Origin of the sequence: Methylobacterium nodulans ORS 2060 (assembly GCF_000022085.1) — a bacterium.
Lineage (GTDB): Bacteria > Pseudomonadota > Alphaproteobacteria > Rhizobiales > Beijerinckiaceae > Methylobacterium > Methylobacterium nodulans.
In genome coordinates, this window is sequence record NC_011894.1 from 6,412,133 (window position 1) to 6,437,622 (window position 25,490).

At 58.2% G+C, this 25,490-nt stretch carries 17 protein-coding genes and 2 pseudogenes; 10 read left to right on the top strand and 9 right to left on the bottom strand.

Annotated features, from left to right (window positions below; genetic code table 11):
- Nucleotides 1–107 precede the first annotated feature (107 nt).
- From MNOD_RS29835 to MNOD_RS29870, 9 genes and pseudogenes are all read left to right on the top strand, one after another.
- Nucleotides 108–1,194 (top strand): annotated as a pseudogene (locus tag MNOD_RS29835) (IS66 family transposase); the annotation flags it as partial.
- Between the two features lie 761 nt (nt 1,195–1,955).
- Entirely contained in the window at nt 1,956–2,141 is a 186-nt protein-coding gene (locus MNOD_RS47255) for a hypothetical protein (protein WP_015932693.1), read from the top strand.
- Nucleotides 2,142–2,662: 521 nt separating this feature from the next.
- Nucleotides 2,663–3,394 carry a class I SAM-dependent methyltransferase gene (locus tag MNOD_RS44265; protein ID WP_157091593.1) on the top strand — a complete coding sequence of 244 codons (732 nt, stop codon included), beginning with the start codon at nt 2,663–2,665 and terminating at the stop codon, nt 3,392–3,394.
- Nucleotides 3,395–4,039: 645 nt separating this feature from the next.
- Nucleotides 4,040–5,698 (top strand): glycosyltransferase, encoded by a 1,659-nt coding sequence (locus tag MNOD_RS29845; RefSeq protein WP_015932695.1) that lies wholly within the window; start codon nt 4,040–4,042, stop codon nt 5,696–5,698.
- A gap of 416 nt (nt 5,699–6,114) precedes the next feature.
- Entirely contained in the window at nt 6,115–6,372 is a 258-nt protein-coding gene (locus tag MNOD_RS29850; RefSeq protein WP_015932696.1) for a hypothetical protein, read from the top strand.
- 107 nt (nt 6,373–6,479) lie between these two features.
- Nucleotides 6,480–6,805, top strand: a pseudogene (locus MNOD_RS44270) (transposase); the annotation flags it as partial.
- Between the two features lie 101 nt (nt 6,806–6,906).
- Nucleotides 6,907–7,314: an IS66-like element accessory protein TnpA gene (gene tnpA / locus MNOD_RS29860; protein ID WP_244424538.1), complete on the top strand. Its 408-nt coding sequence runs from the start codon at nt 6,907–6,909 to the stop codon at nt 7,312–7,314.
- Complete coding sequence (tnpB, locus tag MNOD_RS29865; RefSeq protein ID WP_015930854.1) at nt 7,311–7,667, top strand: IS66 family insertion sequence element accessory protein TnpB; 357 nt, start codon at nt 7,311–7,313, stop codon at nt 7,665–7,667. Before tnpA ends, tnpB begins: the two co-directional genes overlap by 4 nt.
- A gap of 67 nt (nt 7,668–7,734) precedes the next feature.
- The gene (locus tag MNOD_RS29870; protein WP_015930855.1) at nt 7,735–9,252 is read left to right on the top strand and encodes an IS66-like element ISMno13 family transposase; all 1,518 of its coding nucleotides are present in this window, start codon (nt 7,735–7,737) and stop codon (nt 9,250–9,252) included.
- Nucleotides 9,253–9,608: 356 nt separating this feature from the next.
- Here the strand turns inward: MNOD_RS29870 and MNOD_RS44275 are convergent, their stop codons facing one another.
- From MNOD_RS44275 to MNOD_RS50750, 9 genes are all read right to left on the bottom strand, one after another.
- Nucleotides 9,609–10,550, bottom strand: a complete 942-nt coding sequence (locus MNOD_RS44275; protein ID WP_015932698.1) for an FkbM family methyltransferase — start codon at nt 10,548–10,550, stop codon at nt 9,609–9,611.
- Nucleotides 10,543–11,253 (bottom strand): FkbM family methyltransferase, encoded by a 711-nt coding sequence (locus MNOD_RS44280; protein WP_198157555.1) that lies wholly within the window; start codon nt 11,251–11,253, stop codon nt 10,543–10,545. Before MNOD_RS44280 ends, MNOD_RS44275 begins: the two co-directional genes overlap by 8 nt.
- Nucleotides 11,254–11,317: 64 nt before the next feature.
- Nucleotides 11,318–13,681 carry a glycoside hydrolase family 99-like domain-containing protein gene (locus tag MNOD_RS44285; RefSeq protein WP_015932700.1) on the bottom strand — a complete coding sequence of 788 codons (2,364 nt, stop codon included), beginning with the start codon at nt 13,679–13,681 and terminating at the stop codon, nt 11,318–11,320.
- 6 nt (nt 13,682–13,687) lie between these two features.
- Complete coding sequence (locus MNOD_RS44290) at nt 13,688–16,306, bottom strand: glycosyltransferase (protein WP_015932701.1); 2,619 nt, start codon at nt 16,304–16,306, stop codon at nt 13,688–13,690.
- Between the two features lie 627 nt (nt 16,307–16,933).
- Nucleotides 16,934–17,827 carry a GDP-L-fucose synthase family protein gene (locus MNOD_RS29895; protein ID WP_050783430.1) on the bottom strand — a complete coding sequence of 298 codons (894 nt, stop codon included), beginning with the start codon at nt 17,825–17,827 and terminating at the stop codon, nt 16,934–16,936.
- Nucleotides 17,828–17,921: 94 nt separating this feature from the next.
- A complete protein-coding gene (gene gmd / locus MNOD_RS29900; RefSeq protein WP_015932703.1) occupies nt 17,922–18,986 on the bottom strand; it encodes a GDP-mannose 4,6-dehydratase in 1,065 nt (354 codons plus the stop codon).
- A gap of 90 nt (nt 18,987–19,076) precedes the next feature.
- The gene (locus MNOD_RS29905; RefSeq protein ID WP_015932704.1) at nt 19,077–20,516 is read right to left on the bottom strand and encodes a mannose-1-phosphate guanylyltransferase/mannose-6-phosphate isomerase; all 1,440 of its coding nucleotides are present in this window, start codon (nt 20,514–20,516) and stop codon (nt 19,077–19,079) included.
- Nucleotides 20,517–20,748: 232 nt separating this feature from the next.
- On the bottom strand, nt 20,749–21,600 hold the full coding sequence (locus MNOD_RS48370; RefSeq protein WP_015932705.1) for a hypothetical protein: 852 nt from the start codon (nt 21,598–21,600) through the stop codon (nt 20,749–20,751).
- 153 nt (nt 21,601–21,753) lie between these two features.
- On the bottom strand, nt 21,754–22,368 hold the full coding sequence (locus MNOD_RS50750; protein WP_083786612.1) for a sulfotransferase family 2 domain-containing protein: 615 nt from the start codon (nt 22,366–22,368) through the stop codon (nt 21,754–21,756).
- A gap of 1,000 nt (nt 22,369–23,368) precedes the next feature.
- Between MNOD_RS50750 and MNOD_RS29920 the strand changes: the two genes are divergently transcribed.
- Nucleotides 23,369–25,327 (top strand): hypothetical protein, encoded by a 1,959-nt coding sequence (locus tag MNOD_RS29920; protein WP_043749675.1) that lies wholly within the window; start codon nt 23,369–23,371, stop codon nt 25,325–25,327.
- The last annotated feature ends 163 nt before the right edge of the window (nt 25,328–25,490 follow it).

A 25,490-nucleotide genomic window follows, 5' to 3' on the forward strand; every position in this document is an offset into this window, starting at 1 on the left:
CCGGCTTCAGAAATTGCGTAACACCAAAGGAAAGGCGCGCAAATCACTCATTCGAGGTAATTACCCATGCGCTTGCGCGGGACGGGTTTCGCTGATTCCCTCGTGGGATGGGCCGCCGCGAGCTTGAGCGCTTGAGCAAGGAGGAGCTGATCGAGCTGCTGCTGCGCTGCAGCGGCCCGAGAAGACCTCGCGCACCTCCTCCAAGCCGCCGTCCACGGATCGCAAGGAGCGGCGCGAGCAGGCCAAGCCGGGCGGCGCCAAGCCGGGTCACGAAGCCACAGTCGGGTGATCAGCGCGACGCCCGATAAGGTTGTCGCGCACCGCCCGGAGCGCTGCACCAGCTGCGGCGCGGACCTCCTTCGATGTGGCCGCCGATTGTGTCAGCGTCCGCGAGCACATCGATCCGCCGGTGGCGGCGCCCGTGGTGACCCAGCATCGGCGCTTTGCTGTCCGCTGCCCGTCCTGCGGGGCACGGGTCGTCGCCCCGGTGCCGAAGGAGGCGCTCGGCACGCCGTTCGGTCCGCGCCTGCACGCGGTGGCAACCTACCTCAAGACCTTTCAGGCCCTCTCCTACGAGCGGCTGCAGGCGGTGCTGTCCGACTTGTTCGGGCTGACGCTCAGCCAGGGCGGACTGATGAACCTGCTCCGCCGCGCGCAAGGGCGGTTCCGGCCCGGTTGCAAGGCGGCGGTGTCAGCGCTGCGCCACGACGACGACGTCGCCTCAGTCGAGACTGGCGTGCGCATCGAGGGCAGCAACGCCTACCATTGGGTGTTCCACTCGGCAGACGCGGTGGTCCATCACGCCGCCCCGACGCAGGCGGCCTGCGTCGTACGAGAGATGATGAGCGGGCACCGGCCCGCAATGTGGCTGTCGGACCGACACACGGCGCAAGGCCATGGCCTGCACTACCAAGCCTGGTTGGCGCGTCTGGCGCGCGACATCGCTTATGCGGTCGAGCCCAGCGAGGATCCGGTGCCGTCGCGCTTGCAGCTCTGGTTACAGGCGATGTTTGCACTCGCCGCGCGCGTCTCGGATCTGGCGGCCTTGACCCTGGCCGCCAAGCGGCGGCTGTCCGAGATCCTGGCCGCGTCAAGCTGCAGCGACTTCACCCAGGCCCTCCAGGCCAAGATCGGCCGCGCCCGCGACCGACTCCTGGTCTTCCTTCTCGTCCAGGCCAGGTCGCAGTCACGAACACTTGCCTCCTTGCTCACGCTCCGCCCGGAGAAGACGCGCCTCATCCAGTTCGGCCGCTTCGCGGCAGCCACACGGGTCCGGCATGGCTTGGGAAAACCGGAAACCTTCACCTTCCTTGGCTTCACCTTCGTCTGCGGCCGATCCCTCAGGGGCAGGTCTCTGCTCCTGCGGCTGACCTGCCGCGACCGGATGCGGGCGGAAGCTCAAAGACGTGGAGGAGCTGCGGCAACGGCGGCACCAGCCGATCCCCGTCCAGGGGGCGTGGCTTGCCCAGGTGATGAGCGGCTTCTTCAACTCTCACGCGGTGCCGACCAACCCTCGGGCACTCAGTGCACTCCGTGACACGGTGGTCGAACTCTGCCGCCGCTCGCTGCGGCGGTGCGGCGAGAGGGACATCACCACTTGGGCGCAGATAAGGAAGCTCGCCAACGACTGGGTGCCGGGGCTCCGCGTCCTCCATCCTTGGCCGAGCGAACGCTTCGCCGTCAAACACCTGAGGTGGGAGCCGAGTGCCCGAATTGAGCACCCTCGGATCTGTGCGGGAGGGGGCGCTCAGTGATGGGCGTCCCCACCGCGATCCCTTCGCCCGCGAGGTGCCCGCTCGGGAGAACGCGCCCGAGACGCAAGTGCGTAATGGCGGTGACGACGGCGATCCTCTTGGCCAGGATCAATAAAGGTAAATAGCTCGAAAGCGCCATCACTCCGACGCAACACCGCCCAGGAGAGCACGTTGTTCTGAATCGGGACATCGGAGGCTGCCATGTTCTTCCTCGTGACGGCGCAAGGTCAGGTCGGTGGGATTGCGGACCCCTGCCAGACGGTGGGGGAGGCTTTAGACCGGGCAGCTTTTTTGCTGAATAAACATTTTGTAAACGTGTCAATCAAAGATCCCTCAGGGCGCAAATACACAATTAATGAGTTTAAAGCGGCGTACCATATAAACTAACCTATGACCTGCATCGGTGCGGACTTTAGATTAGAAGCGATCAACAGGAGCGACAGAATACCGATGAGGCTTGCATAAGACTCCGCAACCCGCGCCGAGCCTACGCCGAGAACGGCCAGGAGATCCCGCCGCCTACGATGAGCGAGGCTGCCCGGCGCGGGAGAGTCCTTTCATCCGCTCACCGGTATGATGAGACCTGTGCGCGAAGCGCTCGAAGCACAACATCCGGGACCCGCCCGGCATGGCGAGGCACTATGAATGGTATCTTCGCGGAAGCGCGCACAGGTCTCATAGTTTGTGGTTGAGTGTGGCCTGGAAGACTGCTGCAGCGATAAACATCTGCGTCGCAATGTGATTTTGCGTCTGCGTATGACGCGCAAGTGCATGCTGGTTCGCTCGTCGCGGCACTCGTAAGGCCGGTTGCGCGGTTTGGACTGCATTCCGGGGCGGACCAAGGCTTGCGACTGCCCTGCCAAATCAGTACCGAGATGCGGCAGGCGGTCCGAGAAAGGGTGGCTGGAATGGGCGTGGATGTGTATGTGCTTGATTTCCTAGTCGGACTTTCATCTCTCTTGAAGAGATCGCTCGGCGATACACTCTGGTTGGGACGGCAAGGTTTTCACATTGGGCCAGAGCAAAGGCGCAGCGCTGAGGATGTTCTTCAACGTTACAATAGTCATCTCTCTTTCGATGACATTGCTGGAAAGACACATTTTTGCGAATCACTTTTTGTCTCTTTGGGAAGTTCCAGTATAAAATCTATGGATATCAGCTCATTCGAGGGGGCCGACATTATTCATGATTTGAACACACCTATTTCTGAAGATAATTACAACACCTTTGACACTATCTTCGATGGCGGAACCCTTGAGCATGTATTTCACTTACCAAACGCGCTCGAAAATGTACGTAAAATGCTGAGGGTTGGTGGATTATTTATATCCGTAAATGCTGCCAACAACCAGCTTGGGCACGGGTTTTATCAGTTCAGCCCCGAACTGTTCTGGAGTTATTTTCGCGAGAGTGGAGATTTTGCGGTTGAGCGTATCATGCTGATGCCTTGCGCCGGGATGCCAAATGGCATGGATGCGCCAGATCCGGCTGTGACAGGACGTCGGGAGGAAATCGGATCGACCCCCTATCCCACATACCTGTTTGTTGCGGCTCGGAAGATTGGAGCTTCTGAAACTACGGGCACAACTCCACAGCAGAGCGATTATGCCGCGATGTGGAAATGGCACGAAAAACCATAACGAGCTTGTCGCACCACGCGGACTCCCCGTCTCGCTTACGAGATAGGCTTCATCGAGTTCAGTCCCGCTCATGCCGCCCTGCCTCAGCACGAAACTCGGGAGTGAAACGCTTCTTCGGTTCGGATATCGGAGACCTCGTCCCTCACGGAAAGAGCCCTCCGCCTTTCTGGTGCAAGTACAGGTTGAGGAACGCGCCTTCGTCGTTTGGACGATGCGCTAGCGGTGTCTGGTGCGCAACTATGAGGTGCGCTGCGATGTCTCCGAGGCTATGCTCTGGCTTAGTATGGGCAGCCCTTTCCTGCGCCGCATTAGCCGCCCATAGCCATTCTCAAACGGGCACTAAATCCTGTAAGTTTCTGAGCAACTTCAATTACGAAATTCATCTGATAAAGAATCGTCTAATACCAAAACCAGCTGCAAAGCCTGACATTAATGTACGAAAAGGAAATATCATGGTTGCACCAGCAGAGCGCACCGACACATTCGTTCACCGCACATTGGCGGCCACGTGAAGCAAGTTTTGTCTTTAATCGCGTTGGCTCACGTGTTTGGAGGCAATAGCCAGTCTCGGTGTTGCGTTGTCGAGCGACTGGTGCCATGGCTGCCGGGGCACACGCCCCGAGCGTAACTTCCTGAGGATCGGACATGGTTAGCAAACGCCGCGATGTCATTGAGACGATTCGAAAGATGCACCTACTTGCGCAGAGCGCCATAAAGGCTGCGCCGAATTTATACCCGATGACGGTGGCTCTGACGCAGCGCGTCAGCAAGCCGGAGACATGGTTCAGCGATACGATCGAATCCTGGCAGAAAGCTTTCGATGCGTCTCTTATGGAGAGTGCGAAGCCGGCCCGCGGCGACGAGATCCCCGCAATCCGCCATCGCATTTGGTTGACCAATCCGGCTAAGCCGTCGTTTCCTAAAGAGCGCTTCCTGAATCTCGCTGCTGAGCAGATCCAGTCGGAAGATGGTGAATGGCAGAACATTTTTTGGACAAATTCATATGAAGTTGAAATCTATATAAAAGGATTCTTTGCCGCAAGAGGGCTCACAGGTCAACTCATGCGCATGGAAAGTTTCGCGCAACACTCAGTCTATCCGAAGCTTGAAGCGCTTGTAAGCAACAAGCGCTTCGTTCTGGCCGCTGATCTGCTCCGTATGCTCGTCGTCAATCGTATGGGCGGGCTTTATACGGACCTTGGGATCACCGTCTCTCCCGATATCCGCGCAGCTATCCTCAGTTCACGTTACACGCTCATTCTTGCCGAGAATGGTTTCTGTCAGTCAAGCCTTTTTGCCTCTGGCCCACGATCCGACCTGACCGAGTTGATGCTTGCGGTTGCCACCGTCCCGGAGGCGATGCCGCGCGATGTCGTGCGCATGTCGCCACATCTCACAGCCATGGAGGAGGTCAATATTTTCGCGGGCCCGATGTTGACGGCGCTCGCTCTGCTGTTCCTCGCTGATGACGACCGGATTTTCGTGGTGACTGGCAGCGAAGGGATGGTCAACTGGGAGTCAACAGCGTCTTGGTACGGTGAAGAAACAAAATTTGGAAATGGTGTTATTCTTAACTCGGAACCGCTTTTCGTTACAGAAGACACATATCGGGCCCACGAAAGCCGCGTGAGCTCGGATTTCTTTTCATCTGTTGGCGGCAGCGCCATAGCGCTGAAGCTCGAAATACTTATGTTTCTATATCCCTATTTCTTCAAAAATCCAACAAAGACGTGCGAGGTATTCTATTATCAAGAAAGCGACAAGGCACTTGCATGGCATAACTACTCATATTTCTACCATTTCATTTTACGGAAATATCGAAACCACGGCGCTAAGCTGCTGGAAGTCGGTATTGGAACCAATTACGAGGACGTTCCTTCCTCAATGGGACCGACCGGGGTGCCCGGTGCGTCACTTCGCGGCTGGCGTGAATTTCTAGGTGACGGCCACGTGTTCGGCGCTGACGTTGACCGCCGCATCCTTTTCTCATCGCGATCAATCGATACATTCTTCGTTGATCAGTGTGATGCACACACCATCGGCCAGATGTGGGAGCGGATCGGTCAGCCCCTAGACGTCGTAGTCGACGATGGCCTCCATGAGTTTAGCGCGAACCTCCGGTTTTTTGAGAACTCAAAGGACCACGTGAAGCCCGGCGGCATCTTCATCCTTGAGGATGTTGCATACCACGAAATTCCGATGTGGCGCGACTACATCCTTAACGCTGGGCGCGAAGGCTGTATAGTCAAGATCCCGAATGGCGCCAACGATAGAGATAATTGTCTCGTGTTCTTCCCGTTCTAAAGTTGCACGACAAATAACAAAGCCCACTGCACCTGTGAGCCGGGTGAGCTGAAGGTTATGTTGGATGCATGGAGCGGCAGGAGGCCACACCATGGGCCTCAGGGCTACCTCCATTTTGCCGATTAATCTCTGAAACGACGAAGCCCGCCCGGTAGGCCGTCGGGCGGGTTCATTTGAGGAACGAGTGCCTGGGTTGCCAAGGGGTCAGGAGCCCTCTCTGATTCGGATCGTTGAGGCAAGCAACTCCTGATCATCATCAGTCCCGGATGTATTGCACCCGCGGGTCGCGCGCTTCTCTTCGCGGTGACGCTGAAGGCCCGCCGCATGATGGGATCAGAAGAGTGATATAGAGTGATATACCGCGCCTCCGCGAGAAATCCGTTTTCAAGCGGGAAGGGACGAGATTCCCTTTTGGGATGGCGGGTGATTTGCTGAGTCCGGAGGACTGGGTCTTTTCCTTGCGGATGATGCGTCAGCAGACGAACAGCGCGGCTCACCGGCGGATGAACGTGCTGTTGCTGCTGGATGACGGCTGGGCGGTGGCCCGGGTCTGCGAGGCGCTGTTTATCGACGAGGGGACGGGTAATTACCCACGGGGTGTGCTGGGCGGGGCGCTGACGCGCCGGGCGCCTGTGCCCGGAGCCCCGCTCCTTGCCGGGAGCGGATTTCACTGATTCCCTCGTGAGATGGGTCGCAGCGAGCTTGAGCGCTTGAGCAAGGAGGAGCTGATCGAGCTGGTGCTGCGCGGGACCGTCGGGAATTCCGTGTGTGGGCGGGCATGATGGGACCGCAGGAGATTGCCCACGGCCGCCGCAAAGCCCCCAGCATCCCCGATGCCCTGCTCGATCAGCTGCTTGCGGGCGCTGATCCGAAGACCGCCTTCGACCCCGGCGGCCTGCTCGACGGCCTCAAGAAGGCCTTGGCCGAACGCGCTCTGAACGCGGAGATGGACCACCATCTCGCCGGCTAGGACGGGACCGGCAACAGCCGCAACGGCTACGGCACCAAGACCGTCACCACCGAGACCGGCAATTCGAGCTCGCCGTCCCGCGTGACCGTCACGCCAGCTTCGACCCGCAGCTCATTGCCAAGTACCAAAGGCGCTTTCGTAAGCGTCGTTTTGGAGGCACCTTTCGGGAGCTCGGCTGAGCATGGGATACGGAGCGGGTCAGGAGCTCCGTCCTATGTCGATGTCAGAGCGTATGGCTATGTCGGAGCCGGTCCGGCGCCTGGAGCTGTTCACCGGGGCCGGCCGGCGGCGGACGTGGTCGGAGGATGAGAAGGCGGCCATTGTCGCCGAGAGCGAGGCGCCGAACACCTCGATCAGCGCGGTAGCGCGCCGGCATGGCCTGAGCGCCTCGCAGCTGTTCACGTGGCGGCGCTTGGCGCGCCAAGCGGCGATGGATGATCAGCAGGCCGAGCTGCGGTTCGTGCCGGCCGTGCTGATCTCGGAACCGCAGGAGCCGGCGTGTGCAGAGACGAGCCCCAAGCCGCGTTGGCGCCACGGCTGTCACGGCATTGAGGTCGAAGTAGCTGGCGCCACGGTCCGCATCGGCGGGGAGGCGAGCGAGGCTCAGATTGCGGCGGTGATCCGGGCGCTGAAGGTCTCGGCATGATCGGGCCGGCTGGGACAGTGCGCGTGATGCTGGCGACGCGGCCGGTGGACTTCCGCAAAGGTATCGACGGGCTGGCCGCGCTGGTGCGCGAGGCGATGGGCGCGGATCCGTTCTCCGGCACGGTCTATGTGTTCCGCTCGAAGCGGGCAGATCGGACCAAGCTTTTGTTCTGGGATGGAAGCGGGGTGGTTCTCGCGGCCAAGCGTCTGGAGGACGGTCAATTCTGCTGGCCGAAGGCTCAGGACGGCGTCGTGCGCCTCACGGCTGCGCAGCTCTCGGCCCTGCTCGAAGGGCTGGACTGGAAGCGTGTCCACGAGGCTCGTCAGGTGAGCGCGCCAGCGGTGGCAGGCTGAGCAAAAAGAACGGCGCGAGGGGACGTCGTACTGGTAAGTGGCTGAGTGATCTGATCTAATCCGCTTTGTGGCTGCGCCTGCTTCACCCTCGCCCGACGATCCCGAGACGCTCAAGGCGCTGCTCGCCGAGGAGCGGGCCGAGAACGAGCGGCTGCGCCAGATCATCAAGGCGATGCAGCGTCATCGCTTCGGCCGTCGCGCCGAGAGCCTGCCCGAGGACCAGCTCCTGCTCGGGCTGGAGGAGGCCGAGCAGGTCGAAGCCGAGGGTCTTGCGGCCGAGGAAACCGCGCCGGCGGTGAGGGCCGAGCGTACAGCGCGCCGGCGCAACAATCGCGGGGCCCTGCCCGCCCATCTGCCGCGCGTCGAGCGCGTGGTCGACATCGAGAGCCCCGTCTGCCCCTGCTGCTCGGGCAGCCTGCACCGGATCGGCGAGGACGTGTCCGAGCGCCTCGACATCGTACCGGCCCAAGTCCGGGTCATTGTGATCCGGCGCCCGCGTTACGCGTGCCGTGCCTGCGAGGCTATTGTGCTGCAGGCGTCCGCGCCGGCGCGGCTGATCGAGGGCGGGTTGCCCACCGACGACCTCGTCGCGCACGTGCTCGTCGCCAAGTACGCCGACCACCTGCCACTCTATCGTCAGGCACAGATCTTCGCGCGTCAGGGCATAGCTCTCGACCGCTCGACGCTCGCGGATTGGGTCGGCCGTGCTGCGTTCCTGCTGCGGCCGGTCCACGCGCGGCTGCTGGGGAGGCTGAAGGCTTCGGGCAAGCTGTTTGCCGACGAGACCAGCGCGCCGGTGCTCGATCCCGGACGCGGCCGCACCAAGACAGGCCAGCTCTGGGCGTATGCCCGCGACGACCGGCCCTGGGGCGGCACCGATCCGCCGGGCGTTGCCTACGTCTACGCACCCGACCGCACGGCCAAGCAGCCCATCGCGCATCTTGCCGGCTTCCGGGGCGTGCTGCAGGTCGATGGCTATGACGGCTACAAGGCGCTGGCCAGGCAAGGCGAGGTCCGGCTCGCCTACTGCTGGAGCCATGTACGGCGGGCGTTCTACGATCTTGATGGGCCGATCGCGGCCGAGGTGCTCACGCGCATCGCGGGCCTTTACCGGATCGAGGCCGAGATCCGCGGCCGTCCTGCCGAGGAGCGCCGCACCGCACGTCAGGCGCGCAGCCGTCCCATCCTGGAGGCCCTAGAGCCCTGGCTGCGGGAGAAGCTCGCCCTCATCAGCCAGAAGAGCAAGCTGGCCGAAGCGATCCGCTACGCGCTGAGCCGCTGGGCTGGCCTGAGCCTGTTCCTCGATGACGGGCGGGTCGAACTCGACACCAACGTGGTCGAGCGCGCGATCCGTCCCCTGGCCCTGACGAGAAAGAATGCTCTCTTCGCCGGCTCGGATGGCGGGGCCGCGCACTGGGCGGTGATCGCCTCGCTGATCGAGACCTGCAAGCTCACGGGCGTCGGACCACAGGCCTATCTTGCCGACGTGATCACCCGCATCATCGAGGGCCATCCCAACAGCCGCATCGACGAGCTGCTGCCCTGGGCCTACCCGGTCACGCCCACGCTCAGGGATGTGGCCTGAGGAAGACGCTTACATCCGAACGGCCGCATTGACGAGTTGCGGCCTTGGGCCTACCCGCGCGCACAAGCCCTCAGAGCCGTGGCCTGATGGCAGCGCTTACAATGCGCCGTCGCACCGTCTCGGTACTCACGCCAAGCGCTGTGGCACTCGTGGGCAGCATCTCCCCCTGGTGGGCAGCCCAGACGAGGCGGGCGCGCTCAACCCGGCGGGCTTCGGCCGTCCGTGAGAGGGCCAAACACTCCACCGCGGACACCTCCTCGGCCGCCTGCGCGCAGGCAAACAGGGGGACCACCCATGGCCCATCTCCCCACCAGGAACAGCCATCATCATACCTCAAAACGTGCCGGATGAACCACTTAGCTCTGCCCAGCCGTCCGCTCAAGAATTTCATTCACCCGCTCAGAAGGAACAGCAAGAGCATTACCATACTCATAGACTATGTTTGGCGCAATATCTAACGCGCTTAGTCTGCACGCCTTGATAGAGAAGACCGAGTAAGCATGATCTGTGAGAATTTTAAGCATGTCAAAAGTCGAACTTACCGCGCTTTTCTGATCGCCAACAACATCTCCAACCTCAACAACAAGCAGGGGCCGGACAGCAGAAAGTGTTCTTTTCAGTCCCGTAAGCACGAAATACTCTGAATTCTCAACGTCCAACTTAATAAATCCAGGCGCAAGATTTGCTGTTTCAAAGAATGTGTCGAGGGCCACTGCCGGCACTCGCACGAGAGATGCATTCGGCGAAGTTGCACCTCCACCCAGCCGCGGGGCACCAACACTATTGAATGCGCTCAACTCAGCTCCATAATCATAGAAGTCTAAAATACAGGACTCGCTCCAAACAGCTAGTTGATGCGCCTTCACGTTCGCGACTCCGGCATTGCAGAGGTTCGTGTCTAGACACGCTTTACTGGAAGCAGTCGGCTCAAATGCCTCCACTCTGCCGGACGCGCCAACCAGCTTGGACAACGCCAACGTGAAGAAACCAATATGAGCCCCACAGTCGACCGCAATGCTTCCTTCATCGACTAGACAAGACAGAAGCCAAAGCACGTCCGGCTCGAACGCTCCAGTAAGAAATATTTCCTGTGAAACCTTCTCCCTCAGATTGAGCTGCATCAAGCTTCCAAAGATGGACGGATGCCAGACCAATGACGGCTGAAAGGGATTGCCATTGCATGCGTTAATGGCGGCAACTTTTGCAAACAACGAAGCTTCGGATACACGGCTGATGAGCGTCTGTGTTTCCCCCGCAACGAATGCACTCTGCCTAAGAAACTCACGTACGTCAGTCATTCTTTTCAACTCCGAAGGAACTCTGGACCACAGCTTCATAGCTCGGAACGGGCACCCACTTCTCCCACGCGAACTCCTCTGTTTCCCAGGGGCGCAGCCGGCTGTGCTGTTTCACAAGGCGATCGGACACCATGACCAAATCGGCTTGCGAAAAAACGCCGCTATAGTAGCACTGATCGACGATATCAAAAATGCGAAAGTTGCGCTGCTGAATGAATGAGAGACGCTCGGCAAAAGTTTCCATTGTAGCTTCGATAATAACACAATCGACACGATCCCAAATGCCATCTACGCCACGCAGTATCGGCATCTCAAAACCATCAACATCGATCTTAAGAAGATAAGGTTGCGGATCATTGCGATCCCGCAACAATGTATCGAGGCGCGCCGTACAAACATTCGTGAGATTCGCGGTCACGTCTTCGGAAGAAAGTGTTGAGTGCGAAATTTCATCACCAGAAATTGCAATTTTTTTAAGCTTACCCTCGCCGTCACTGTCAGAGACGGCCAAAGGGAATAGCTCGTAATTCATACCAGCGTAATTGACCGCAATCTTAGGGAAAAACTCCTCAGCTGGCTCAAACAGTAGATGCTTCTGATTAGGAAACATCGCTCTGAGCTCGGGAGTCTCAGCATGGGTTCCTACGTCGATAATGGTTCCGAAAGTTACTCCGATGTCGGCAAGATGCTTAAGTGCATTCATTTTAGAGGGATATCTAACCATATCGGTCAAGCCTCCAACCTGCTACGTATTATTAGCAGCGATATCAGACATTATCCTTCGCCAGCCGTGATACATACTCCACAAACTCGCGTTCACGATCGGGATTACGTACTCCGACGACGAAATCCGCTATTCCCTGCGCCAGAGCCTCTCTGGTCACTTCGAGGAAGGCCCGTCCGTAGTGCTCGTCCGGCTCAAGGTAGGTACCCTCTGCCCACTCGTTCCAAGCATTGATGAAGACCATTGGCTCAACTTGATCGCGCCGCACCAACGCCTCGTGGACAAGAAAGCGTAGCCAATAAGCATACCCTTTCGTACTTTCATTAATGAACACGTGGCCGGCGTTGCGCCGCCTCGCCGTATTATCCCACATTGGGAAGCAGCCTCTGTATCGAACATAGTCTGTAGGAGGCGAGTTTATGCTGCTCGATGCCACGCCGACGTAATCCTCCAAGTAACCGACGAAATTCTCGTTGGTACCTCCTACAAGACTAGGCTTTAGCAGTAGCCGATTCGTATGTGGGGGTGAAAACTCCACGGCGGAGTCGACACCGAAAAGCCTCGGATCCTCCAAACCAAATGATTGTACGGCAGCGATGTGAAGTCGCGGAATTCCAGCCGCTTGCGCCGCATTCCGCATATTCTTTATGCTTTTTATCGGATCTGGAAATTCCGTAACACGATAGATGAGCAACAAAGGCGCACCATCCACGCGGATATAGCGCTCATCAAATAGAATATGCGCCAAGTCTCTTATGAGTGCGTCCTCAAACCCATCTTCGTAGTTTTGCTCGACGAGGATGCTGTTCGCAGAGCCATCCCATCTACGCGACCAATTTTCATTCGCCCAGCATATGCAAAATGGAAAATCTGGTCCCTGGTTAAGATACATATCAAGAGGACGTTCAAGCAACCGCCGTCGGTCGAACCAATAATAATAGAAGCAAAAACCACCTATACCATACTCCTGGGCGAGTGCAGCCTGAGCATGCATCACATCTGGTACTCTCAAATCATAGTACCCGAGCTCCGTCGGCAAACGCGGCTGCCGGTGTGACTGGAATTGAGGTCGGGCGCGCGCGACATTGGTCCACTCCGTGAAGCCTTTACCCCACCACAGATCGTTCTCTGGAATTGGGTGAAATTGCGGAAGATAAAATGCAATCGCCTTCACCGGTAAGCCTGGTGACGAAAAATCTTCACACGATACGGTGCTGCCGATGATTGCTTGCGGACGTTCGGATGAAGAGGCGATGACTCGGGAGTAGAAGTCGACGAGCCCATTCGCCGCCCGCTCCCATGTCAGGCTTTCTATCGCAAACTGCCTGCCCGATTGTCCAATCCGTCGCGCGAGATCCGCATCATCGAGAACCAGCTCAATCCTTTGAACTAACTCGGTCAATGTTCCATCATACAACTTTAACACATCGACGCCGTCCCGCAGATAGGATCCGATATTGCTATTCGGCAAAATGACAGGTTTGCCCGAAACAAGATATTCGGGCAATTTGGAAGGAAACCGATAATCATTAAATTCATCACTTTTTCCTGGCTGAACAAGTACATCGGACAATGAAAGCAGGTGCGGTATTTGAGCACGATCGACGAAGCCGAGCTCAATTCGGGAACTGACAATATCGGCTTCACTGACAGCATCAACTTGTGCATAATTCCATCCTGTTCGCAACAGCCTTATCTTGCGACCGCGCGCTCTCAGCAGCGCAACCGCAAGGTACAAATTTCGTACATCGTCTTTAATCGAATAATGGACATTGCCGCTATAAAATACGACAATTTCATCTTCGTCTATTCCCAAGCTCTCACGCAACTCCACCGAGCGAGCAGGAAGCGGCAGGAACTCAGGATCGAAACCAGGCCAGAATACGTGCCCGAGCAAACCTTCAGGCTTGAATTCAAGAAGCTTGTCTATAAGGCACGTATAGCCGTCAGCCTCACGTATCAGGTTCCGATATTTTATTGGATGAGATCTATGTGGGGCTATTATTTTGTCCAGACAAAAAGCAGGTAACCGCCGTAATTCGTCAAAACTCACGTCCTTCAGCTCGTCCTGCAGGACTTTTTCCTCATTATCCTCCATATGTACGATGTAAGGACATTGCTCCCTTGCGAGGAGTTTCTCTGTAATCTGACGAACGTGCTCTCGAGGGGTCCAACAATGGATGATATCCGCGTGTTCGCTTCCTTCGAATAGAAAGTTAGCGGCTTCCGCTTGCGCATAAGTCAATATGGGAAAGCACGGCTCACGATGTCCGCCGATCGTCTCAAGCCCTGCCGGAATGAGCATGACGACATCGTGACCAAGCTTGCGCAGACATTCCGCTATGCTAAAGACATGCATAGCACTATTTCCGTTCAGATCGCAGTGTGAAATCAGGACAATGCGCATATTTCCTCACAGTAAAGAGAAGTTGGCAGGATTGTCTTTAAATGCAGAGCTATAGAACGGATCGCCACGCCGCAACGATACAGCATGTGTTTCTCTGAAAATCGTCTCGTCCGTAATTTCTGCTAGTCCATACAATTCTCGCTCCGCAGAAATATTTATGAGTCTTGATGCTACATTTATATTTCTCAGACTTGCTAAGGAAGCGCGATATGAAGCGTCGGCAACCGCACCGTGAATGCTGGAGTACATTGTGTTAAGGCCGCCAATATCATCGAGCGTGGATCGGCGTGCAAGTGCACAAGCACCGCTGATTATGCTGACCTCGCGATCACAGGCGAGCGTCCCCGCATGACCATCCTCGCCGGGGACGGTGCCGCGATAAGCAGGTACCATACCGCCGGTTGGGCTTGCAATGTAGCCCGCAGCCGCAACGGTGCCGTCGGCCTGGACAAGCGTTGGGCCTGCGAATGCAATATTGTCCTGCAAGACGTACATTAGCAAGTAATCTATAAGCTCTGGAATGTCGACTCTTAATCCTTCGTGGATAAATAAAACAAACGGAGCACTGCCGATGTTGATAGCGGACGCTGGATTTCGGCCCCACGTTACGGCTGTGACGCTGCAAATTTGATGCGGTCCAAGATCTAACCCTCCCCTAGGATCATTGGTTCCACTGGGTTCTCGTCGGCCGACTATCAGATCGACACAACACCGATCGAGCGATCGAGATGGATGTATTCGAAGGCGATGAGTGAGATGTGGAATAGGCTCCGCCCTGCGCGGTATGCCGGCTCGCGCGAAATGCGAATTCACGGCGGCGGCTTGCTTCGATTCTATCCTTCCTTTCACGTTAGCGTTTGCAGCAATGCTGGTCTCTGCTCTCCGCCAATGATAAAGTATTTCGGGAACATGCACAATTTTGTTTGTTACCTCGCTGAGCCGCAGCATGTATTCGTAATCTTGACATCCGTCGTAAGTTGAATCGAACAGACCGATTTTCTCAATTAGTTTTCTCTGAAATACAAGGAGATGACCGACATACATTACGCCCGTAAAGAGGGCCGGTGACCAATCCGGTTTATAGAACGTGCTGTCGACAGTGTTGTGGGTCGTGCGGTACGCTTGGTCCGAATACGCAACATCTGCTCCAGCGGCTTCAATTGCGTGAACCATTTTGGCAAGCGCTAACGGCGTTAGCACGTCGTCATGGTCGAGAAGAGCAACGTAATCAGATTCAGATGATTCAATACCCAAGTTTGTTGCGCCAGATATACCGAGGTTTACCTCACTTGTGATCACATGTATTCTTGGATCGGCAGAAGCTACTCCGGACAAAAATGCAGATAATTCATCAATGCCCGAAGAATCATCAACAAGAATCAACACCCAGTTCTCGTAAGTTTGAGATCTTACACTGTCAATGCACTCCTTAAGGTAGTAGAGGTTAGATTTATAACAAGGAACGATGACGGCGACCGAGCGAATTGGGATTGTGGTATTTGACGGACTAACTTCTCTCTTAGGAAGGAGCGCCCGCTTGGGCGTTGGAATGCTGGTTTCGCCTCTTGCGATGTCCAAAGCACGAAAATGGGACCGGAACTGAACGTATTCAGTAAGCGGATCGATTGCCGATGATGCCCGTGCTGATGAGCCTCTCTGAACTTCGGCATCGATAAGTGGATGAAAATGGCGCCTCCAACCGGCTGGGGCGAGCAGATAATCTAGCAGTGGCTCGCCGCGCCGGGACAGTGACTCCGGGTATAGCAAGCGGTAATGCGTCGGATCGAATGCCGGACATGGACTTTTGTCCGAAACCGAGCCGAACATTGAATAGTGCGCAAAAGGTAAATCAATTAACTCCGACTTGTTCTGCGCGCAATAGTAATCTGGGTTGAAAAGTGGATGACCTGAGCGCCCTTCTCTGTCCCCATATGTAATGTAATGAAGCCATGGGTTCATCTTGCTACCGGCAACATCTGGAGCGCCTGCCAAGTAATAAGAAAGGTCGAACAGATAATGCGGCTGTCTACCTTCATGTATTCCCGACATTACATAATGAACTAACGGATTGATATTCGCATGAGCAACGTCGGAGTAAGCTTTCAAATACCATTCAGAATGAAAGTATGGGTTGGGGTCGCGATACTCCTTCCACCCATACTTGAGATAGTGCAGGAGAGGATGAACTCCCGCTTCAGCAACATCCGGGTTGAGTTGGATATAGTGACGGTAGTCAAAAAATGGTGTTGGTGAAACGGGGACGCAATGAGGCATTGAGCCCGCATAGCGCATGAAGTAAACGAGGAGATTTTCTTGGACCTCATCGCCAAGGTGTGCTGTCAGGTAGCTACCATCAAATAAAGGATGGGGTGACTCTAGAATGTCGTTTGTGCGCGACAGGTAGCTCTCAAACAGTTCTACTGTTGTACCTGACTGACCTGAGGTGTGCGCGTACCATAGTGGATCGAAAAATGGATTGAATGTAAAATTTCTATATTGTCCAACAGAGAAAAAATGCTCTACAGCATCTACTTCACCCAGGCCAGGTGCGACATTCAGCAGGTAATGCTGATGGTCAAATAGACTTTCTATCAAGTCAGCAACCGGTGAAATCCTTTTTTCCACTTTCTAGTACCCCTATTTTCCATTGCGGTTGATGGCGTGCATGAGAGTTTTGTATGCGTATGGTCCGTCAGATATTGAATGCAATGGTTGCGAGTGGCACTCAGTACGTTAAGTGATTAGAGGATTCAGTTCGCTTGGTCCAGTCGACTGCAGCCGGACACTTGCGATGGAACGCAGTGCATGGGGAACGGCTCTCGGTGTGCCGACGTGCGGGTGTGGGAAGCAGCATGGTGTCCGCTTGGGCTCCAGTCGTACTGTCAAGCTCGTCTTGTTGAAGCCTGTGGCGTGGGGCTGAATTCGATTCTCCTTGGATTCCGCGACACGTCCCGTGTAACCACCGGAGGGACAGCGCTGCGGTGAGGTGGTTCAGGACAGGTATGATCCGTTTTGTCGTCTGCCGCGCTACGATGTCGGTTGTGTGACTTAACACAGCAGATCGCCGCGTCGGCGTCGGTTATTATCATCGATGGCACCATTGACGCTGCCCGGCCTGCCTCATGATCAACTCGACTGTCCCTGGCGGCGGTGAGGATCGAGGATGCCGATGTGCGGTCACGGGACTCGCACACCGGCCGCTCATGCTGGTGCGCCGGTGTGGAACTCGAAGCGAGGGCCAAGACGGCTTGGTTATCGAGACCGCATCTGCTCTTGATACGCCCTATAAGTCTGCCGGATGCCGTCAGGAAGAGAAATGCGCGCCTTCCAGCCGAGGCTGTGCAAGCGCGAGACATCGACGAGCTTGCGTGGGGTCCCGTCCGGCTTGGATGTATCAAACGCGAACCGTCCTTGCCATCCCACGATCTCTGCAATCAAAGCCGCAAGTTGCCGGATCGATATATCGTCTCCCACTCCGATGTTTATGGAGGTTTCGTCACTGTAGTTTTTAATTAAAAATACAACTGCATCGGCCAAATCGTCGACGTGGAGGAATTCGCGCCGCGGCTCCCCAGTTCCCCAGACCGTTACCGTGTCAAGGCTGTCTTGCTTTGCGCGTGCGATTTTCGCGATTAGTGCAGCCATCACATGACTGGAGTTCAGGTCATAATTATCATTCGGACCGTAGAGATTTGTCGGCTGTGCCGAGATAAAGTCATTGCCATGTTGCAGACGATAGGCTTGACACAGCTTGATGCCGGCGATCTTCGCGACCGCATACCATTCGTTCGTCGGCTCAAGCGGGCCCGTCAGGAGCGCGTCCTCATTCAACGGCTGAGACGCAAACTTCGGGTATATGCACGTTGAGCCAAGGAAAAGCAGTTTTCGGACGCCTACTGCATGCGACGCCCGGATGACGTTGAGCGCAATTGCCAGATTTTGTCCGATGAAATCTGCTGGGTACTGACTATTGGCTAATATGCCGCCCACCTTTGCGGCTGCCAGCACTACCACGTCGGGGCGCTGCTGCTTGATCCAGCGCTCCGTGGCCTCCTGGTGAGTGAGGTCCACGTCGCGACGTGAGACCGTAAGGACACTGCAGCGCTCGCCTGCCTCAAGGCGCCGCACCACGGCTGAGCCCACCATCCCGCGGTGGCCCGCTACCCACACACGCGCGCCCTCCAGTGAGAGCTGCGGTGTGCCTTGGGCGGAAGTGGAAGGAGCTCCCGGATTGCCAGTGCTAGACATCGTGGAACACCCTTTTGCGCTCTTCAACCACCTCGACGAGGTCGCTCTGTATCATCTCTCGCACAAGTTCCTCGAACGAGGTGCGATGGCTCCACCCCAGCTTCTCGCGCGCCTTCGTGGGATCGCCAATCAGTAGATCAACTTCGGTCGGCCGGAAGTATCGCGGGTCGACGGCGACCAACACCTCGCCGGTCCGCTCGTCCACCCCCTGCTCTTCAACGTTTTTTCCGCGCCAGAAGATCGAACGCCCAATCTGCTGGAAGGCAAGCTCGACGAACTCACGCACGCTGTGCATCTCGCCCGTGGCGAGAACGTAGTCGTCACCTTTTTCCTGCTGCAGCATGAGCCACATGCCCTCGACGTAGTCACGCGCATGCCCCCAGTCGCGCAGCGAATTCAGATTGCCCAGCAACAGCTTCTTCTGCAGCCCATGGTGAATTTTGGCAACTGCACGGGTTATTTTGCGGGTAACGAAGGTTTCCCCGCGATACGGGCTCTCGTGATTGAACAAGATGCCGTTGGAGGCATGGATGCCGTATGCTTCGCGGTAGTTCACGGTGATCCAATAGGCATAAAGCTTCGCCGCGCCGTACGGGCTGCGCGGGTAGAAGGGGGTCGTCTCACGTTGCGGGATCTCCTGGACCTTGCCATAAAGCTCGGATGTGGAGGCCTGATAGAACCGGGTTTTGTCGGTCATGTTGAGGATGCGCAGGGCCTCAAGGAGACGCAGCGTGCCGACCGCATCCGCGTTAGCAGTGTACTCTGGCGTCTCGAAGCTGACGGCCACGTGCGATTGCGCTGCGAGATTATAAATCTCGTCGGGCTGAACGGATTGAACAAGGCGGATCAGATTTGTGCTGTCCGTCAAATCTCCATAGTGTAGATAGAACGGCAGCCCATTCTCAGTGGCATCGTAAAGCAGGCGATCGACGCGCGAGGTGTTGAAAGAACTGGATCGACGCTTGACACCATGAACGGAATAGCCCTTGCGCAGCAGAAGCTCAACAAGATAGTAGCCGTCCTGGCCCGTGGCGCCGGTCACTAACGCGGTTTTCATGATTTATACCTCTGGATTGAAAAACGGTGCTTGACTGGCCGGTGGCAGGACTGCTTTCAACAGGATGACACGCCAAGGCCACCATCGGCTTCATGTGGCGTTGCGGCCGTAGACGTCCTCGATGCGGACGATATCGTCCTCGCCGGTGTAGCTGCCGACCTGGACCTCGATCAGCTCCAGCGGGATCTTGCCGGGATTGACCAGGCGGTGCACGCAGCCGATCGGCAGGTAGATCGCCTCGTTCTCGTGCACCAGCGTCACCCGCTCGTCCACCGTCACCTCCGCCGTGCCGCGCACCACCACCCAGTGCTCCGCCCGGTGATAGTGCTTCTGCAGCGACAGCCGCCCGCCCGGCTTGACGGTGATCCGCTTCACCTGGAAGCGCTGGCCGAGGTCGATGCGCTGGTAGGAGCCCCAGGGCCGGTACATCAGCCGGTGCGCGTCCGCTTCCGGCTCGCCGCGGGCGCGCAGGTCTTCCACCAGCGCCTTCACCGCCCCGCCCCCGTCCCGCGTCGTCACCAGCACGGCATCCGGCGTCGTCACCACCACCACGTCCTCGAGCCCGACCACCGCCGTCAGGACGTCGCCGGCGCTGTGCACGAGGCTGTTGCGGGTCTCCCGCACCGCCACCCGGCCGCGCAGGGCGTTCCCGGCCGCGTCCCGGGCCGACACCTCCCACAGCGCCCCCCAGGTGCCGATGTCCGACCACGGGAAGCGCACCGGCAGCACGCCCGAGCGGCGGGTCTGCTCCATCACCGCGTAGTCGATCGAGATCTGCGGCGCGCGCGCGAAGGCGGCCGGATCGAGGCGCACGAAGTCGAGATCGCGGCTGGCTTGGTCGAGGGCGTGCTCCGCGGCCTCCAGCACGGCCGGGGCGTGGGCGCGCAGCTCGTCGAGCATCACGTCGGCCCGGAACAGGAAGTAGCCGCTGTTCCACAGCGCGCCCTCGGCGATCAGGCCGGCCGCGCGGGCGGCGTCCGGCTTCTCCAGGAAGCGCGCGACGGCGTAGGCCCCCTCCGCCCCGGCCCGGCCCGGCAGCGGATCCCCGGGCTGGATGTAGCCGTAGGCGGTGGCGGGGCCGGTCGGCGTGATGCCGAGCGTCATGATGTGGCCGTCGCGGGCCGCGACCGCGGCGGTGCGGGCCGCCGCCACGAAGGCCTCCGTGTCGCCCACCACGTGGTCGGCCGCCAGGATCAGCACCAGAGCCTCGCGGTCGGACCGCGCGGCGTAGAGCGCCGCCACCGCGACGGCGGCGGCCGAGTCGCGGCGCTGCGGCTCGAGCAGGATGTCCGCCCTGACGCCCACCGCCGCGAGCTGCTCGCCCACGATGAAGCGCGCGTCCTGCGCCGTGATGACGGTCGGGCGCGCGAAGACGCCCGCATCCGCCAAGCGCAGGGCGGTGGCCTGGAAGGACGACCGGTCCGTCTCCGCGAGCGGGATGAACTGCTTGGGGTGACACTCGCGCGAGGCGGGCCACAGCCGGGTGCCCGATCCACCGCACAGGATCACGGGATGGATGAGATCGCCCATGGTGTCTCCATCGTCTCGGGTTGGTGGATCGGCCGGCTGTCAAAACAAGGATCGATCCAACCGGACAGAGGCCTGCGCGAAACGCCCAATCATGTCCACTGATTCTCCGTGTGTCGGCGGCTGCGGTTTGCAGGAAGCCATGGAAAAGTCAATTTAGCTCCTCGGGAGGACGAGCTAAATCTCCTCGGCCGTCACGGGCCGCAGTCTTTATTCAGTCTGTCTTCCCAATGACTTACCCCAACCAATAGCGCCGCGCCGGGCCGCGCTCCGGAGCGCTGAAGCTGTCGCGAAGCGTGGCACATAGGGGAAGCAATGCCAGTGCCGTGCCAAGCCTCTCAGGCTCATCTCGGCTTCGATGTTCAGCGGGCACGACCAAACTAAGGTTTGTGGAGGCTGCCCTGCGCGCCGTGTAACGACGCCCGCCCAACTCCAACCGCGCGTTGCTCTGTCGCAAGCCCCAGGCGAGAATGGCAAGTTGGACAAGGCGATGGGCGTTGTAGACGAGGCTCCTGAGCAGCGCCTGTGAGTCCTGCGTCGCCTCAGTTCTGGCCGAGAGAGCTTCGCCCCAGCAGCACTTGGCAACCGACATCATCGTTTCGACCTTCCAGCGCTGCCGGTAAGCATGGCGGCTGGTCTCATCGCCGGGCGTGCCGAGCAGGCGGTGCATCTCCTGGCGGGCGTTGTCGCAATCACGCGCACGGACCGTGCTGTCGTGCGCGATCTGCCGCCTGTCACGGCTGAGCGGGACGCGGCGCACGGTGTCGGCCAGCGCGGCGTCGAGACACTCAGGCGAGATCCAGCGGCGAGCTAACCACCAGAAGGTGGCGTGGTCGGGCACACAGACGCCGTGCAGCAAACGCCGCAGCCAGTTGGAAAGGCGCAGCAGGTCTTCGAGCCCCCGATCGGTGAGCCGGAGATACTCCTTGGGGAGCAGCGCAGCCAGGAGGCTGGATGGGCGGCAGGCCGAAGCAGCGTCCTTGTTCAGGCTAAGTGGCAGAACGCGGCGCGACGCTGACCGCGAGCCACGCGAAGCACAGAAGTTGGTTGTCCATGATCTCCAAATGTGGGGATCAGGCCACGCCATCGCGAGCCTTCCGACAGGGCAAGACGTAGGCAAGACGGCGTACGGTTCATCATTGGAGCGCATTCTGCGTGGCTTCCGACGCTGTGTTTAGGATTCATACGCCTCGCCAAGAGACCGCAGAGCAGCCGATTCACAATCTCGTGGATAGTGCGCTTAGATTAACGTAGGAATTTTATATTCGAACCTTTCGTAATCGCATTCATACAAACTATATATCGTTCTAAGAGAGGTCAATGACAGGCTGTTTTTTGCAATTTTCGCTTCAGAAGCTTCCAAGCGACATGAAAATTCCTCATCTAGGCCCAGTACTTTTCCTAGGTAAAAAAGATCACACTTCAAATTTTCGTATTTACCAATAAAATCCATCGGCTCATCAAGAATATTAGAATATACAGCGTGTGTTATATGCTTCTGTCTAATAATGTTTTCTCTCTTGTAAAATCTACGGTCAAACTCCAAAATTACGCCCGGGCCAAACATCTCATTATAAACACTGAAGTCCAAATCATTACTATCGGAAATGCTTATGCCAAAATGTTCTTTGTGTTTTAGACAAGAAACTACTCTTTCTACGGGATCTCTAACAAATGAAAATTTGAAATAAGAGTCCCAATATTCCTTGTAAATATCTTTCGCTACACTTGCAATTAAGTGTTTGGTTTGTGGCTCAATGTTCCACCAATCGTCACCGCATATCCACTTTTCGATACTTGAGCCCGCGGTACGTGGAATATGGATGAATATACACTTCAGCCTATGACATATCATGTCGCTTCACCGCAACGTTGCGATATTCTGTTCGTTGTGTACTATGAAGCTGGCGCATAAATGCACTCAAAAAGCACATAGAGGGCTGTGATTTCCGCTGCTTTGGTAGCGAGTTGGCGATACCTCCTGCGGATGATATGTCGGCACCTATGCACTAGCTTCGCAGGCAGAGTCAACATAACGATGGTTATTTGAAGCCGGATTTTACCAGATGATTCAACTGCACAGACGTATGCCTGCCGCTCGCCCACGGTCCGCGACCGGATGTCTCGGCTCTGATCGTGGTAGGCGCCAGGATAGAGGCACGGCAGCAGGACGCCCGGCCAGTCGCCGCGGGTCACGCCGGACTGAGGAGGGACCCCGAACAGCGTGATGGTATCCTAGCCGAGCCGATCAGCTTCAGGCCCGAAGTTGCCCGCGAAGCACCGGCAGTCGCGAGCGTCTCGACCCAATTCCTCAGGCTTGAACCTCGGGGCGTCGACTCGACGAGAAAGCCCGCAACGTGCCTCGTATCCCTCGTCGGGGCGCTGTCCTACGACATGGGCACTCTGGACCAGCCCGCCGATGGGTCCAGCACCTTCGATTTCGGAGACCTGTGATGGCGCGTCGGCCCTTCGAATGGTGTGCGGAGCCGCCGCGCATATCGCCACTTACACCGACGGCGCGGGCGCGCCGGTGTTCAACACAAAGCGGCATTCCCGTGCTCGCGGGCGCACCGCGGACTATCCTGGATCAGGACTATATCGTGAGTGGCACTGATGGCTACATCGGCTGTCACGCATTGACGGCGGCGCGCACCGTCCAGTTGCCCCTTGCGGCCCTCCTTCCGTACGAATAGCCTCTCTTCATTGCTGATGAGAAGGGACTCTTGTCAGACGCTTTAAACATCATCGTTCGGCTGTCTGGATCTGGAAAGACCTTCAGATGTTTTAGGCGCTGCGAAAATTGTGATTGTAAGCCCTTAGCAAAAGATCCTCCTTCATTCCAATGATTTTGACCGGTGTATAACCTGATGGCCCGTCGAATTCTCTCGCTCGCATTCGCTGGCTTGATCCTTGCCACCGCACTGGCTCATGCGGATCAGGCTCTGCCGAACGCCGTGATCACAAATGGCGGCGATCTCCTGCTCGGAACTCTCAAGCTCGGCAAGCGCCAAGCAGGCCAGACCGTGCTTGCGCCGGACGCGCTCACCGCGGGCGACGCGACGCGCGCCTCCAACCCCTTCGCCGGTCCTTATCCATCTTGGGTCTCGGGCGTCGGCGGCTCGGGTTATTCTGACATCAAGCCTCTCGGGAACGCGGCGGTCTGGGCGCCGAACGGCTCGGCCAATTTCACCAACCTGTTCCCCTACGGGTCGCTCAACACAGCCGGCGCGGGCACCTTCTCGGTGGGCGTGAACCGACCAGGTTGCGTGGCGGGGTTCACCAGCCCTTCGCAGAGCGCGGCTTACGACGAGTTCGGGTCCTACGCTCTGTGCGCGCAAGGGGACACCATGCCCCTGATGGCAGCGGTCTCCGGCACCTTCACGGCAAACAGCTTCGTTCCGACGACGCCGACCACGCTGAGCGACACGGTGAAGCTCGGCGTCGGGATGTGGATCCGCACCAACGACAGCCCGGCGGCCTACAACGGCCAGATCACGAGTTGGACCGTCAACGGCGCCGGTCAGGTGACGGCCATCGCCGTGTCCGGGTGGTATCAGCGCGGGGGCGGCGCTGGCACGCCGACAGGCACGCGCGCCTTTATCAACCCGCTCGACAAGCTCTGGGGGATGTTGCTCACGCCGTTTGCCAACGGCATCCCACTCATTGCCACGACGCAGGCCGGCTCGAAAACGGTGACGGTGAACAGCACGGTCGGCCTCTACCCGGGCGGCCATCTCATCGAGGGGCCGGGTATCCCGCCGAACACGGTCATCGCGGGCCTCGACTATGCGGCGAACACCATCCAGCTCGAGAAGGCCGCGACTGCGACCGCGTCCAATATGGTTCTGACCGCCACCGCAGGAACCGAGTTCGGCAAGTACGTGGCGGCCGAGATCGACGTGTTCAACAGCGGTGTCGCCTTCGCGCCGACCTGGGTCTCCGGCAGTACGGGAAATACGACCAAGGGCAGCTACCTCGTCACGAATGTCACGAGTATCAGCATGTGGCGCTCGGGCCTCATCGTGTACGGGGCCGGCATCCCGGATGGTACGACCGTTACTTTCGTCGACACGGTCAACAACACCCTGACCCTCAAGCGTCCCGCCACCGCAAACGCGACGGGCGTGGCGCTGCAAGGCATCAATCAGCTGGACGAGGGTGGGACGGCGCTTGATTGCGTGGGCCCACTCAAGAACGCGAACACCTGCTACCTGCAGCGCGGCTCGGTGTCCTACGGCTTCCTATCGATGGGTGCAGGCGATACCTCGTTCCTCGTGCGACCTGATAAGTTCGCCGGCATCCCCCTCTACGGATTCCGGGTCGACGGCAAGATCAACGGACATCCGAGCGCCGGTGATTTTGCTGTCACCAATGATAACGTGGAAGTCTGGAAGATCGATGGCTTTGGAAACGAAACGGTCCAAAGCGTCAACAGTGCGACGGATTATAAAATCCAGGGCATGACGGTTATCGATAACGCAGCGTGGGCTTCGTACACGCCCACGGTCGCCTGTGCCGGTGGTGGATCGCTGACGACAGGCACAGTCAGCGCCCGCTACAAGCGCATCGGCAAGACGGTCATGGTCACGGCCAAGGTGCCGCTCACGGCCAGCAGCTGCACGAGCGGCATCAATGTCACCCTGCCGTTCTCGTCGGCATTCGACACGCCGATCCAAGGGCGAGACATGGGCAAGGGCGTGGCCCTCGTCGGATTGGCGGCGGCCAACAGCAACGCCGTTCTCGTGCAGCGCTACGACGGCACCGTACCAAGCGCAAGCGGTGTGCTCATCGGCCTGACCTACGAAACGCCCTGAGGCCTTCCCCGACGCTCCCGCGCCGCTGACCCGGCTGAACGGTCCCGGCCAAGCCGTGTCACGTCCTCAGCTGCCGCCGTCCGCCCTTTCCCTCCTGCTCAACTCAAGGATCGGCCGACGCTGTGTAACCATACGCGGAGGGCCGCGGTAATGGTGCTCCGAG